The sequence below is a fragment of the Paenibacillus sp. GCM10027630 genome, from assembly GCF_042676305.1.
In the GTDB taxonomy this organism is placed as follows: domain Bacteria; phylum Bacillota; class Bacilli; order Paenibacillales; family NBRC-103111; genus Paenibacillus_S.
Genome location: NZ_JBHTGY010000031.1, coordinates 288,968 through 302,718 on the forward strand (window position 1 = coordinate 288,968; position 13,751 = coordinate 302,718).

Annotated in this window: 11 protein-coding genes; 8 read left to right on the forward strand and 3 right to left on the reverse strand. The window is 42.6% G+C overall.

The window, feature by feature from the left end; genetic code table 11:
• Positions 1-418: 418 nt before the first annotated feature.
• Together ACFQ0C_RS15060 and ACFQ0C_RS15065 are read right to left on the reverse strand one after the other, a co-directional pair.
• Positions 419-892: a M67 family metallopeptidase gene (locus tag ACFQ0C_RS15060; protein WP_379367904.1), complete on the reverse strand. Its 474-nt coding sequence runs from the start codon at positions 890-892 to the stop codon at positions 419-421.
• Positions 893-961: 69 nt separating this feature from the next.
• Complete coding sequence (locus tag ACFQ0C_RS15065) at positions 962-2,266, reverse strand: MFS transporter (protein WP_258212710.1); 1,305 nt, start codon at positions 2,264-2,266, stop codon at positions 962-964.
• A gap of 156 nt (positions 2,267-2,422) precedes the next feature.
• On the opposite strand from ACFQ0C_RS15065, the gene ACFQ0C_RS15070 reads away from it, so the two are divergent.
• Positions 2,423-2,968 carry a TlpA family protein disulfide reductase gene (locus ACFQ0C_RS15070; RefSeq protein ID WP_379367905.1) on the forward strand — a complete coding sequence of 182 codons (546 nt, stop codon included), beginning with the start codon at positions 2,423-2,425 and terminating at the stop codon, positions 2,966-2,968.
• Positions 2,969-3,032: 64 nt separating this feature from the next.
• Here the strand turns inward: ACFQ0C_RS15070 and cimA are convergent, their stop codons facing one another.
• Positions 3,033-4,652, reverse strand: coding sequence for a citramalate synthase (gene cimA, locus ACFQ0C_RS15075; RefSeq protein ID WP_379367906.1), 1,620 nt, complete (start codon positions 4,650-4,652; stop codon positions 3,033-3,035).
• Positions 4,653-4,857: 205 nt separating this feature from the next.
• Here cimA and ACFQ0C_RS15080 point away from each other — a divergent pair, with 205 nt between their 5' ends.
• The 7 genes from ACFQ0C_RS15080 to ACFQ0C_RS15110 all read left to right on the forward strand — a co-directional run bounded on the left by ACFQ0C_RS15080 (position 4,858) and on the right by ACFQ0C_RS15110 (position 13,653).
• Entirely contained in the window at positions 4,858-6,156 is a 1,299-nt protein-coding gene (locus ACFQ0C_RS15080) for a DNA polymerase IV (RefSeq protein ID WP_379367907.1), read from the forward strand.
• A gap of 3 nt (positions 6,157-6,159) precedes the next feature.
• Positions 6,160-6,666, forward strand: coding sequence for a molybdopterin-guanine dinucleotide biosynthesis protein B (gene mobB, locus ACFQ0C_RS15085; RefSeq protein WP_379367908.1), 507 nt, complete (start codon positions 6,160-6,162; stop codon positions 6,664-6,666).
• 61 nt (positions 6,667-6,727) lie between these two features.
• Entirely contained in the window at positions 6,728-6,961 is a 234-nt protein-coding gene (locus ACFQ0C_RS15090; RefSeq protein WP_171656180.1) for a ferredoxin, read from the forward strand.
• A 157-nt stretch (positions 6,962-7,118) separates the two neighbouring features.
• Positions 7,119-8,951, forward strand: a complete 1,833-nt coding sequence (locus ACFQ0C_RS15095; RefSeq protein ID WP_258212715.1) for a CHASE2 domain-containing protein — start codon at positions 7,119-7,121, stop codon at positions 8,949-8,951.
• Positions 8,952-9,051: 100 nt separating this feature from the next.
• A complete protein-coding gene (locus tag ACFQ0C_RS15100; protein ID WP_379367909.1) occupies positions 9,052-11,154 on the forward strand; it encodes a FecR family protein in 2,103 nt (700 codons plus the stop codon).
• Between the two features lie 25 nt (positions 11,155-11,179).
• On the forward strand, positions 11,180-12,778 hold the full coding sequence (locus ACFQ0C_RS15105; protein WP_379367910.1) for a stalk domain-containing protein: 1,599 nt from the start codon (positions 11,180-11,182) through the stop codon (positions 12,776-12,778).
• Between the two features lie 137 nt (positions 12,779-12,915).
• A complete protein-coding gene (locus ACFQ0C_RS15110; RefSeq protein ID WP_379367911.1) occupies positions 12,916-13,653 on the forward strand; it encodes an HD-GYP domain-containing protein in 738 nt (245 codons plus the stop codon).
• Positions 13,654-13,751: the final 98 nt, after the last annotated feature.

A 13,751-nucleotide genomic window follows, 5' to 3' on the forward strand; every position in this document is an offset into this window, starting at 1 on the left:
GCTTTCGAATAGAAGTTTTTTTAAAATTAATTAGGCTCAACCTCAAAAACAGTACTTGACCCTCCACGACCACTAGTCCTCGCAAAATCCTGCAAACATGCAGTTATTTTCCTACCGGAATTGCGGTAGAGAGAACAAACCTGCAAAAGTACATCCATTTTCATGGGAAACGCTCCGCTTCAGCTAAGAATGAAAAAATAAATGCACATTTGTATGAATTCTATGAAACTTTCGGAAATACCGGCTAAAGGATGTATAAATGCAGTTTTTTGGGAGCAGGCAGTGGCTTCAATTCGAATAAATTCGAATAAAGTCGTGTGCGTTGTAATTACCGTTCTTAAGTTTTTGTCCAGGGCTAGGTTGGACAAGGAGACGGAATCGAATAACTTCGTTAAGCGCTGATTTCGGTTTTGAGCCATTAATTATCGTAAATATTTAATGCCATCGAGGTATACCTAACTTTTGCGAATGAGTCCGTGCGGCCCGATGCATCATGCAAGTTATTTTCCAAATAATGATAGGCTTGTAAGTCAATAATTCCATCATGCTGTAAAGACATAATCCAGTGGCTTGGAATATGAAGCCATGCCGATTGTAGATCTTCAGCAGATGGAATGGCTGCGGCAGTCGGATGAGAATGCAGCACTCCTACAATTAACCTTTTATTAGTTGAAGTATTCGTAACAATAGGGATCATTGCGGCGGGATCCATCATAAAGCAAACTGAAGCATTTTCAGCAACATTTGCCACGGGTATAAATTCATCTGCATAAACAGTATCCGCTTCTAGAGAACCAAGTAAAAAGCCGCAGGCTTCATACGGCTTTTTTTCTATGCAATAGTATGCCGTTTGATCAAACAAAACTTTTTTAATAAATACCGATCTATACATGGCTAGCCAAGTTCCTTTTAAGTTTGATCTACCTAGTATAATGGTTTTGTAAACATGCGGGAAGATCTGTTAACTAATTTGTCCTTTTGGTTTAATAAGAAAGAATACAAGGACAAGCGTCAGGAGAGATAAGCTGGCTACGGTAATGAAAACAATTTGACTGGATATGTCCATCATCCAACTGAACAACGGAGGGCCGAAGGCTACTCCAAGAAACCTTAAGCTGCTGTAGATCGAGGTAATCATTCCTCGTTGCTGTCTTTCAACAGACCCCGTGATCATAGTATTCAAGCATGGCAATAACAATCCTGTTCCGATGCTGCTAATCGTTAGCAAGCCTATCAAGAAATAGAGATTTTTTTCTAAAATAAAAATACAGGCTCCTAGCGCTATCGTCATAAGAACAAGCCCGATATTCATCAGCCATCTCATCAAGGTTCCATTCTTCTTAATCATGGCTCCGGTTGTGTATGAAGTTACAACCATGCCTAGCAAGGGAATGGCTAACACTAAGCCTTTTTTCACGCCATCGATGTTGTATGGATCTTCTTCCAATATATTGGATAAAAAGAAGAGAACGCCGAATAGAACAAACAGCGCCAAGGAGCCCGCGAAAAAAGCAGTAATCAGCCAACGTCCTTTCTGTTTTAAAATAGTGCCGATTGATTTCAAGTAAGGCTTAAGCTTCTGCGCTTGCTTTTCTTTTTTTGGTTCCTTTAATAAAAACATGACTGCAAGCAAAGAGATCAAACAGAATACAGGGAAAGCGAAAAAGGCAGCATACCAGACAATGAGGGCAAACAGAGTGCCGATGATAGGACTTAGTACTTTACCCATTCCATTGGAAGCTTCGGTTAAGCCTAGCGCTTTACTTTCCGTGCCTCCTTTGTATAAGTCCCCTGCCAATGCCATCGCTATAGGGGCCGTACCGGCAGCGCCAAGCCCTTGAATGGCTCTGGCGATGATAATGATCGTGTACGAGTTCCAGACAGCTCCAAACCCCGCTAGAACGCCTGCTGCTCCATAAATGATTAATGATGGGATCATAATGGCCTTTCGGGAGAAACGGTCTGACAAGTAGCCTGAGATCGGTATGATTAGACCTGCTGTTACCGAAAACAAGGTAATAACCAGACTGCTCTGAAATTTACTGATTCCGAGCTTTTCCTGCATTTCAGGTAAAATAGGAACCAGCATGGAATTGCCTAATACTAGTACCAAGGGAACTGTAGCAATGGCTATGAATTCCCAAATTTGTCCTTTGGATGTGCTGCCTTTTTTATCCTTTTGATTAGTGTCAGGAGCTGTAGTTGCTTCCGATTCCATATCGCTTTCGAAGGTGATGTTCAGCTTGCGATTCTTTGTCTTTTGCATCGGTCGAAAGTCTCCTCTAGAACAGTGTTGTACAAATAATGTGCCCTAGGGTTGATCTTGTCATTCTGTCCGACTTAGAAGGGAGCTCCAACTAACAATGAACCTTTTTGGTTACAATATAAAATAAAACATATTTGGGTTAGAGGAGCGTTTTGGATGAAACGGAACTTTCCAGTATTGCTAATTGCTTTAATATTAACAGGATTAGCGGCTTATCAAATGATACAAAATGGCCAAGAAGTTCGCGCCGCAGGGGGGATTAGACCGCCAGAAATGGCGAGGAATAAACCGGTGCCGTCATTTGCGTTACAAGGATTGGATGGAAAAGGATATCAAATTGGCGGCGAAAGAGAGAAACCTTTGATTGTCAATTTTTGGGCTTCTTGGTGTGGTCCTTGTCATGAGGAAGCGCCGGATTTAAAACGGATGTTTGATAAATACGGCGAACAATTCGATCTGTACAGCGTTAATGTCACCAGAGATGATAGGCTGGAGGACGTAAAGGGGTTTGTGAAAAAGTACGATCTATCCTTCCCTGTATTGCTGGACCAGAAAGGGACGACTGCGGAGCTGTATCGGATATTGTTTGTACCGACCAGTTTCTTGGTTGATAAGCATGGTATTCTTCGGGATGTGATACATGTTCTCCCACCAGAAATGCTTGAAAAGCGTATTCAATTGCTAATTAACAGCCAAGGTTAATAATAAAACCGCGGCAGCAGGAATAATATTCCATGCTGCCGCGGTTTTATTCTAATAGGAGCATTTAATGATTGACAAGCCCGATGCGTTCTTTTTGCTCTTCGGCTTGCACAGCGCTTCTTGTTTTCCCGATTAAAGCATATCGCAGGCTATCGATAAGGGCGTCTCCGCTTGCCTCGATAATATTGGCTGATACACCAACTGTACTCCATGTATTTTGGAAGTCAGTGGACTCAATTAATACACGAACCTTAGCCGCTGTTTTATCCTTTTCGTCAAGCACGCGCACTTTGTAGTCGCTCAGGTGCATGTCTTGCAATACAGGATAATATTGCAGCAGACACTTGCGTAGTGCATTGTCCAGTGCATTTACAGGGCCATTGCCTTCCGCAGCATTATAGACGGATTCGCCATTTACATTCAGTTTCACTATAGCTTCTGTAACGACAGGCTGTCCGGCATTTTTGGCAACTATGATTTTAAAGGATTCCAAGGTGAATAATTCTTCTTGCTTCCCGTAAGCATTACGGATTAGAAGCTCTAATGAAGCGTCGGCTCCTTCGAACTGATAGCCTTGATGCTCCATCTCTTTGATTTGTTCAATCAACTTACGTGATTGCTCATTATTGTGATCGAAATCTAATCCAAGCTCTTGAGCTTTAAACACCAGGTTGCTTTGGCCTGCCAGCTCAGATACAAGCACACGTTGCTTGTTACCGACAAGCTCAGGTTTGATGTGCTCGTAAGTGCTAGGGTTTCTTAGGATTGCCGAAACATGAATTCCGCCTTTATGAGCAAAAGCCGCTGCACCTACGAAAGCCTGGTTCACAGGCAAATGCATGTTTGCAATTTCGCTTACATAACGAGCAACATTAGACAAGCTTTGCAGCTGCTCTTCCGAAATACAGGAGTAGTTCAGCTTAAGCTGTAAATTAGGGATGATAGAGCATAAATTCGCATTGCCGCATCGTTCTCCAAACCCGTTAATTGTACCTTGAACTTGTGTCGCACCGGCCATAACGGCGGCCAAGCTGTTCGCAACTCCGAGCTCGCAATCATTATGGGCATGAATCCCTACGGGAATGGATACGGAACGCTTCACTACGGATACGATTTCACTTATTTCATGAGGAAGGGACCCACCGTTCGTATCACATAAAACGATCCAGTCCGCTCCGGCTTCCTCTGCTTTTTTGATAGTTTGCAGTGCGTAATCCGCATTGTTTTTATAACCGTCAAAGAAATGCTCAGCATCGTAGATGATTTCCAAGCCTTTATTTTTCAAATAATGAACGGAATCGTATATCATGGAAAGATTTTCTTCTAATGTAGTTTGAATGGCCTGGTGAACATGGAAATCCCATGATTTGCCGAAAATCGTTGCAACCGGAACCCCAACTTCCAATATACGGTTGAGATTGATGTCGTTCTCAGGCAGCGTATCCTTGCGTCGAGTACTGCCGAAAGCGGTAACCTTTGCATGCTTGAGGCCAAGCTCCTTAACACGTGTGAAAAATTCAATATCCTTATTGTTGCTGCCGGGCCATCCGCCCTCAATATAATGAACTCCAAGGGAATCAAGCTTGCGGGCAATTTTCATCTTGTCCTCAACGGATAAGCTAATACCTTCACCTTGGGTGCCGTCTCTAAGAGTTGTGTCGAAGATTTTTACGAAGTTGGCCATGGGTTATCCTCCTGCAATAAGACTTGCACAAAATATGATTCATTATTATATCACAATAATTCCAACATAGGGTATCATTTTCACAAAATAGACGGACAGTCCGGCTTGACCTGCAAATGCAAGGAAGGTATCCTGAAGAGGAACGGCTATGTTACGTCACTTTCCTATGGGGGAATAAAAATGTCACTTCTAACCCAGACAGATTATGAATATTGAAAATAAGCAAGCATATCCGGTTAATGGAAGAGTGATTCTTCATATTGATATGAATGCCTTTTATTGCTCGGTGCATGAGGCGGTGGAGCCTGAGCTTTACAAGGGGAAGCCGACAGCTGTTGCCGGTAGTGTGGAGCTGCGCAAAGGTATAATCGTCACATGCTCTTACGCTGCAAGGGCAAAGGGAATTAAGACGGGTATGCTGGTTGGGCAAGCGGTGAAAAAATGTCCTGAGCTGATCCTCATTCGCCCGAATTTTGATTTGTACAGGCAATATTCCCGTGCCTTTATGAATATTGTATATAACTACTCGCCAATGGTGGAAGCCATGTCGATCGATGAATGCTATGTGGATATAACAGGGTCCAAGCAATTTGGTACTCCACTGGAAATTGCTGAGCTTATTCAAAATCGTATTCGGAAGGAACTGCTGCTCCCCTGTTCGGTTGGAGTTGCTCCGAATAAGCTCTTGGCCAAAATGGCCTCCGACATGAAGAAGCCAAATGGGCTTACCGTCCTTCGAAAACGAGATGTGCCGCGGGTATTATGGGATCTTCCCTGTGCTAATTTATACGGTATAGGGGGCAAAACAGCCGAAAAGCTAAAGCGTTTGAATATCCATACTTTAGGTCAGCTTGCCAAAGCAGAAGAGAAGCTGATAAGAGAGCATTTCGGCGTGATGGGCGTTGTATTAAGACATTCAGCCAATGGCGAGGATGATTCACCTGTACATCCGGAGCGGGAACAAAGCAAATCGATTGGTCATACTACAACACTTCCTATTAACTTTACCGATTTAGCTGATATTCGCAGAGTTTTTCTTAATTTGTCGGATCAGGTTGGCAGGCGTCTCCGCAAGCAGATGCTGCTGGCCCAGACTGTACAGATTACTATCCGAGATCCCGATATGAGGACGATTACACGTGCGGCAAAGCTGCAAACTCCAACTGAAAACCGTGAGGACATTTACAGCATGGCTTGTAAATTGTTTGAAGAGCATTGGTCTAAGGGCAAGCCGGTCCGGTTGCTTGGAATCACACTTCAGAATTTATTGGATAAAGCCGAGGCCGCAGTTCAATTGGATTTGTTCGATTATGAGAAGCAGCCTGTGAGGGAAAAGCTTAATAAAACATTGGATGCTCTTCGTGATAAATTCGGGGAAAGCGCGATATTGACAGCGGGTATGCTGGGAGACGATCCATCATCGCTCATACGAGATCATAAAGCGAGAGGTACATCGCTGCAGATGGATCATCTTAAGCTAAATCGGTTGGAGGATGAGAAGTAAGAGATGACGAGTGTGATTGGGTTCGCGGGATTTTCAAATAGTGGGAAGACGACTCTGATTTCAAAGTTAGTAGCCCATTTTACCAATTCCGGACTGAAAGTAGCTGTGATTAAGCACGATGCTCATGGGCATTATAAAGAGGCTGAAGGATCGGATTCCACCCATTACCGGCAGGCGGGGGCTGCTGCGACAGTAGTTGTATCACCAACTTCCTATATGGCATTCCGGCGGGAAGCTGTGGATCTCGAACAAATAGTGGAAATGCTGCAAGCTCAAAGCTATGAGCTCATATTAGTAGAAGGCTTCAAAAATGGAACCCATGATAAAATTGCTTTATTCCTTAATGAAGAACAGGCTGAAATTTTTAAAAGCTTATCTCAAGCTCCAGCAGCTGCCGCATCGTTGGAATCATTAAAAGAGCTAGCACCTACAACGATTCCTTTTCTTGATATAGACGATATAAATGGGATTGCGGCATGGATAGAAGTTCATATGAAGAATACTATTTGAACTTTCTCTTGTTTTATATTATATTTTAGGATGAGCTTACAATTTAGGGAGGAATTTAGAGATGGCAAAATACACTTGGGTTGAAAAAGATACCTGTATCGCATGTGGAGCCTGTGGAGCAACAGCTCCAGATATTTATGATTATGACGATGAGGGTTTAGCTGAAGTTATTTTTGACGGTGATGGCAACAAAGGCGTAACTGAAATTCCTGACGACTTGTATGACGATCTGCAGGATGCTCAAGACGGCTGTCCTACTGATTCTATCAAAGTAGCAGACACTCCTTTCAATTAATCCTTTCAATTAATAATTGATTCGACAAAAAGCCTTTTTTTCTGGGGAATTATTCCTAGGAAAAAGGGCTTTTTTTGTTAAATTTCGTAGAAATTCCATGTATTTGGATGGGTTTTATGATAAGATTATGTACGAAACTTTGGGTTGGAGGGATTAGATGAGAAAAAATGTCAGTAAAACGGCAATAATTGTAACCGGAAATACAATAGTGGTCCTCATTTGTTTGATTTTTCTTACTTTTGGACTATGGAAAGTGCTCTCCGACCAAGTATTCGACATTAATATGAAACAATCCATGACTGGAGCACCACATGGTGATATCCTTGTCATCGGTATTGATGCGGAATCAATTAAGGCGGTCGGTCCCTATCCTTGGGATCGTAAAGTATATGCTCAGTTGATCAATCAATTGGAAAAGGCCGGAGCTAGAGTTATCGGATTCGATATTGAGCTTTACACGGAAAGCAATAACCCGGAGAGCGACAAGTTGCTTGGCGAGGAGATTGCTAAGTATAAAAACATCATCTTTCCTTCCCATGCCGAATTAGAAAATGAATTTGCCCGTTCTACTAAAGTTAAAGAGGGCGAATTGATCATGGCGCAGAGGGTGCAAAATCCAATTCCCGCCATTAACAAGTCTATGAACAAAGCGCATATTAACGCGGCTTTTGATACGGATGGTGTAATTCGTTTTAACTGGCTGCAGATCAATACGCCAGAAGGTATATTGCCTTCAATGGGACTTGCCATGGCTCAATTAGCCGGTGCAGATGTAAGTAAATATGTGAATATGCCAGTGCAGCAAAACAGTCCGAAATCCCAGTTGACCATCAAGTGGGACGGCGTGGAGAAAGATTTTGAAACCATTCCTTTTTCCGAAGTGTACAAGGGGAAAATTCCGGCGGGTACCTTCAAGGACCGGATCATTTTGGTAGGTTATACAGCACCTGGCTCAGATGAAGGGATTACACCGGTTGAACGCCACATGCATCTGGTTTATGCCCATGCCAATATTTTGAATCAAATCCTGAATCAAAAAATTATTACCCCTGTCAGCGGCTCTTGGACCGTCGCATTAGCAGCGTTGATGATTTTGTTATTCGGTTTCTTAACATGGAGATTAAAAGCAATTTCCGGTATTATTCTGGTCTTTTCCGTTTCAATAGGTCTCATGATAGTACAATACCTAACATTTGCTTATAGCGATTTTTACTTGGATTCAGTAGGGGCGGTTTTGAGCGGCCTAGTCTCCTATTTAGGGAACATAGCAATGAAGACCTATTTTGAAACGAAGCAAAAGAACTACATAACCAAGCAATTTGGACGGTACATTTCTCCTGATTTGGTCAAAGAGATTGCCAGTAGCGATTCGGAAATCCAGTTAGGCGGTATCAAAAGAGAGTTAACGCTGCTGTTCCTTGATGTTAGTGGATTTACACCGCTATCGGAGAAGCTTAAACCGGAGGAAGTCGTTGATTTCTTGAATATGATGTTCAACTTAATTACAGAGAGAGCACTTGAAAATCACGGCACAATCGATAAGTTTATCGGTGATGCAGCCATGATCCTGTACAATGCTCCACTGGATGTGCCTAACCATGCTTTCTATGCCGTAAAGACGGGCCATGAAATACAAAAAGGGATGGAGCAGGTTCGTGCTGATGTCGAGGCTAAATATGGGATCAATCTTAGTATAAGAATTGGTATCAATACAGGAGATGTAGTTGTAGGAAATATTGGTTCTTATTTGCGGGTGGATTATACGGCCATTGGAGACAATGTCAATACAGCAGCAAGGATCGAATCGACAGCCAGTCCGAATCAAGTTTGGGTATCTGAATCCACCTATGAGCAGACAAAGGATTATATCGAATATAACTTTGCCGGCGAGAAGCTAATGAAGGGGAAAAGCTCGGCTTTGAAGCTTTTTGAAGTGGTAAGCATAAAGGGTACTCCGGCAGAGGGAGGGAAAGCGGGGAAAGCCTCGTAATGTGTCAAATTTTGCATTGCTAATTAAAAAATATCAAATTACAATTAATAGAGTGAGTTAGTTCGTAAAAAAGATTGATAGAGATGAGAGGAGATTTAATGTGGGACATTCAAAGCGGATGAGGATGGGTGAAAAGAAATCATTTTTGTCGCTATTTGTTGCATTTTGCATGGTGTTTTCATTGTTATCAACAGCACTAGCCAAGCCAGCAGAAGCAAAATCAACTCGAGCTGCAATAATAGTTGCTGCTAATGGTACCGTTAGCGTCAAAAAGGCAGGAGGCTCCAAATCATACACAGCCTACAAAGATATGAGCTTAAACGAAGGCGATGTCATTATTACCGGAGCAAGCTCCTCGGCAGTATTAAAAATTGCCGACCACGAAGACGAGATTACGGTAAGTGAGAATGCGGAAATCATCATTGCGGAGCTGTCTGAACAAGGGGCCGGGAAAACGTCCAAAATAAAGTCATGGGCAGGCTCATTGTGGGTTAAGGTTAAATCCCTGGTTAGCTCGGAGGATGAATTTGAAGTTGAGACTCCAACCGCGGTCATGGGTGTTCGTGGAACGCAATTAGGCGTATCGATTAATCCGGAAACTGGAATTATGACCGTGTTTCTGGCGGCAGGAAAGATTGATGCATCAACAACTACAAACAATGGGCAAGATGGCACCCAGCAAACGACTAACACGATCTTGCTGCCATCCCAACAGTTAAATCTTGACAGCAGGGATGAAGTAAAGGATTTGGATTTTAAAGTCGATATTATTGACATTAATACATTTGTACAGACAGCATCCCCGGAAGTCATTAAAGCACTTATTCTTAATAAATCTCTTATAGATCAAGAAAATCAACAATTTATTGCTGCTAAGAAACAAGAGATTGAAGAGAACGGTAATTCCAATACAGGTGAATCTTCACTGACGATCAAGGATACGGCAGAGCTGGATAAAGTCGCTAAAAACTTGGATAACCTTATTGGAAATATTGCCTTAGCTGCATTGGCGCAAAATAAAATTACTCCGGATGCAATGAAGGCTATCATTTCGGATGCCAACAACCAAATTAATGATGCAACGAAAAAGCTGGATTTAGATAAAGTAGCGCCTTTGGATAAGACTGCGGGTGTAGACTCTGAGAAAGAAAAATTAAAAAAAGCTGAGCTTGAAAAATTAAATGCAAAAAAGCAAGCTGAGTTAGAAACGAAGCTAAAGCTTGAAAAGGAAAAGTTGGAAAAATTAAAAGCGATCTTAGAAAGTATGGAAAAAGAAAAAAAACGAATTGAAGAAGAAAATAAAAAAGCAATTGAAGAAGCTAAACAAAAAGCGGAAGCTGAATACACAAGCAAGCTGAGTGATGAGGAGAAGCAGCGTCTCCAGGCTGAGAAGGAGAAATCCTCGAGCAATGAACCAACAACAACGCCAAGTCCGTCACCTTCATCAGGTGGTAGTTCATCCAGACCGAGCAATACTGTTGTACAGCCGCCTGTACTGATTAGTCCAACAGCTGTAACAACGAATACAACAGGAAGTGTTGAAGTAAAGCTAACGGCGGCAGCAAACTCCAACATCCAAATTCTGAATGGTGAAACCATTGTATCTACTATTGTGGGCAAAGGGGATGCACCTTCCGTATTCACTTTAACTCTACCTGATGGAGTCTATAATTTAAAGGCTCGTGCTGAAATTGGAGGCAGGCTCAGTGCATCCATTACTATTCCGACCATTACTGTTCAAATAACGGATATTACGTTAACTCAGGTTAGCAAAGATGCCAATACCGTTACATTGCAATTGTCTATGAAAAATTTCCTGTCGGATAAGGAGTTTTATGCGATTCAAGCTCATCTGTTCTATAACAACACATTAAGCTACAATGGCCCAAAAGAGCTTGTAGACGTACCGAATACCGTATTTGACGGGGCGGATAAATCAGCAGAAACATTGAAGCAGCATACTGGAAGTACGCAATCAGAATTGGTCTATGCAGCTTCTCAGTTTGAAGCAACTAATTCAACAGCAGAGGTTAAAAATATTACAGTAGTTGGGACAAAGGCTTTGGTTTCAATTCCATTAACCTTCTCTCCCAATGCAACGGGTCCAACGAATGTAGATCTTATTTATGTCAAGGTTGTTAATAAGAACGGTGCTACTGTTGCGGAGTTTACAACTCCCAAATCGATTACAGTAACTAAGTAGGGTATGATTCGGGAAGGGGAACCATATGAAAAAAGTAAGTAAGCTCGTTGCTCTGAGCCTTATAGCATCTGTACTGATGAGCAGTACGACGGCATGGGGAGCATCATTATCCTCAGATAGCGTTAAGGGAAGCAATGACCAGATATTAACTGATGTCAAAACAGTAGCAGGAATCGGTGATTTCGGCGCAGAGAACGGGGCCGCTTTGTCATCATCATTCCGAAGCCCGACCAGTATCGTTGTGTTGCCTAACGGTGCTCAGCTTGTTGCCGACACTCGCAATCATTTGCTGCGTTTAGTCAAAGACAATCAAGTAACCACCTACGCAGGTCTTAGTTTGAAAAAAGATATTAAAGGTTTTCCTGAAGGTGGAAGATATGATGGTAGTACGGATGCATCATTTTTCCAAAACCCTGCCGGCCTTGCGATTGACAGTCAAGGCAACATCATCGTTGCTGATGCGGCGAACCATGCGATCCGTAAAGTTACACCTTCCGGTCAAGTTACAACTATTGCCGGTAACGGCTTAATCGGAATGAAGGATGCTGCAGGGATGGAGGCTAGCTTCTACAATCCTTCTGATGTAGCTGTTGCAGCAAATGGAACTATTTATGTTGCCGATACTTTGAATCATTTGATTCGCAGTATCAGTCCAACCGGGCAAGTTAAGACATTAAATTCCTTGTCAGGGAGACTCATTGAGGTTACGCCTGGACAAGTGATTCAATCAGGTGATTTTGCGGACGGTACCCTGGCATCTGCTAAGTTTAACGAACCTACAGGGCTTGCTTTGGACAGCAAAGGAAACCTGTATGTAAGTGACACAGGGAATCAAAGAATCCGATATATCGATTTGCAGAATAACATGGTAACGACGGTGGCGGGCAGCAGCTTAAATGATGCCAAAACGGGTTTGTATGGAAAGTCAGACCTATATGCTGCCGGCGATTATGCCGATGGACTTGCTAATAAAGCTTTGTTTAACTCTCCTCAAGGTATCGCAGTAACGGATGAAGGCGGACTTCTAATTGCAGACAGCCATAATCATTCGATTCGCTATTTATTGAATGGTCAAGTGTCCACCATTGCAGGAGCTGCAAACCTTCGTGGAGGAGAAGCGGATGGAGCAGATCGCAGCGCTCAGTTAAGAAATCCTTCCGACGTAGCCGTGCAACAGGATGGAAGCATCCTTGTAGCAGATTCTGGCAATAATAAGATTCGTAAGATCAGTCTCTATAAACTGCCAGCCAATCTTCCAAAGGATAATGAAGTGAAGGTGGCTTACGGCTCGCAACTGATTGAATTTAATGTGAAGCCTGAAATTAAAGACGGCAGAACGATGGTTCCGGTCAGAGCGATTACAGAAACACTGGGCTACAAAGTAACCTTTAATGAAGCAGCACGCAGTGTTCAGCTGTCGAAAGACGGGGTTGCCATTGAATTGTATATCGATAAAACAGGTATTAAAAAAACAGTAGAAGGAAAAGATGCAGTTATGAAGGAAACCGATGCTGCACCTTACATTAAGGACGATACTACATTTGTGCCCGTTCGTTTCTTTGCTGAACAAATCGGATTGAATGTCCAGTGGTATGAGGCCGCAAGGACTGCTATTCTTCGTTAATAAACGTCTATAGCTGTATGAGGTTTCGTTATTGAAAGACCTATAATGTTGGATAGCAGAAGGTTCTGCTCTTCACATCATAGGTCTTTTGGATTATGATAGAAGTCAAAAGCCCACTAGGTTGGAGGCGGGATCGAATGTCCAGTATGCAAGAGCTGCAGAATCGAGTGGAAGAATTGGAGAAGCGGAATAAGGAGCTCTCACTATTACTGGAATCGACGGATGAGTTGAAGAAGGGTATGACTGAAATCAATGATCCTTTTTCAATTAGCGTTATTCATTCGCTAGTATTAGCTCTGGATTCCCGCGATCCTTATACAGCAGGTCATTCTTCTAGAGTGGGGCTATATTCTTTATGGGTCGCGAGGGAATTGGGAATATCGGAAATTGAATGCAAGCATTTCTACAGGGCTGCCTTGATGCATGACATTGGTAAAATTGGTGTTCCGGATCGGGTGCTGCTAAAAGCCGACAGTCTGAATGAAGAGGAATTCCAGATTATGATTTCCCATACAACCATCGGTGCCCGAATATTATCCAAGATGCAGCCGGAAGAACGGATGATTCAAGCGACTGAGGTTGCGATGTATCACCATGAGAAGATGGATGGATCCGGTTACCCGGAAGGGCTGCAAGGAGAGGAAATACCGTTTTATGCCAGGATAGTCGCTGTGTCAGATGCTTTTGACGCTATGACTACAGATCGTCCTTATGCCAAGGGAAGAAGCTACAAGGATGGAGTAAATGAAATTATCCGGTGCAAAGGAACGCATTTTGATCCCTGGGTTGTAAAGGCCTTCGAAACCGTTATGCACACACGAAATTATTTAAAGGATGAATTTGAAGTAAGACCCTTTGTTGCACCGGTAGAATAAGTTTTTTTAGTTGAATACATCGTATAAATTTTTTTGCACCAGGTCCCTTGATACCGTGGTGTTTTTTTCTGCCCTAAAAAATTTTGAAAAAGAAGCCG

Bases quoted from the DNA above. Each gene is read 5' to 3' on its own strand.
- ACFQ0C_RS15060 (WP_379367904.1), bottom strand. From the start codon at position 892: ATGTATAGATCGGTATTTATTAAAAAAGTTTTGTTTGATCAAACGGCA.
- ACFQ0C_RS15065 (WP_258212710.1), bottom strand. From the start codon at position 2,266: ATGCAAAAGACAAAGAATCGCAAGCTGAACATCACCTTCGAAAGCGAT.
- ACFQ0C_RS15070 (WP_379367905.1), top strand. From the start codon at position 2,423: ATGAAACGGAACTTTCCAGTATTGCTAATTGCTTTAATATTAACAGGA.
- cimA (WP_379367906.1), bottom strand. From the start codon at position 4,652: ATGGCCAACTTCGTAAAAATCTTCGACACAACTCTTAGAGACGGCACC.
- ACFQ0C_RS15080 (WP_379367907.1), top strand. From the start codon at position 4,858: ATGAATATTGAAAATAAGCAAGCATATCCGGTTAATGGAAGAGTGATT.
- mobB (WP_379367908.1), top strand. From the start codon at position 6,160: ATGACGAGTGTGATTGGGTTCGCGGGATTTTCAAATAGTGGGAAGACG.
- ACFQ0C_RS15090 (WP_171656180.1), top strand. From the start codon at position 6,728: ATGGCAAAATACACTTGGGTTGAAAAAGATACCTGTATCGCATGTGGA.
- ACFQ0C_RS15095 (WP_258212715.1), top strand. From the start codon at position 7,119: ATGAGAAAAAATGTCAGTAAAACGGCAATAATTGTAACCGGAAATACA.
- ACFQ0C_RS15105 (WP_379367910.1), top strand. From the start codon at position 11,180: ATGAAAAAAGTAAGTAAGCTCGTTGCTCTGAGCCTTATAGCATCTGTA.
- ACFQ0C_RS15110 (WP_379367911.1), top strand. From the start codon at position 12,916: ATGTCCAGTATGCAAGAGCTGCAGAATCGAGTGGAAGAATTGGAGAAG.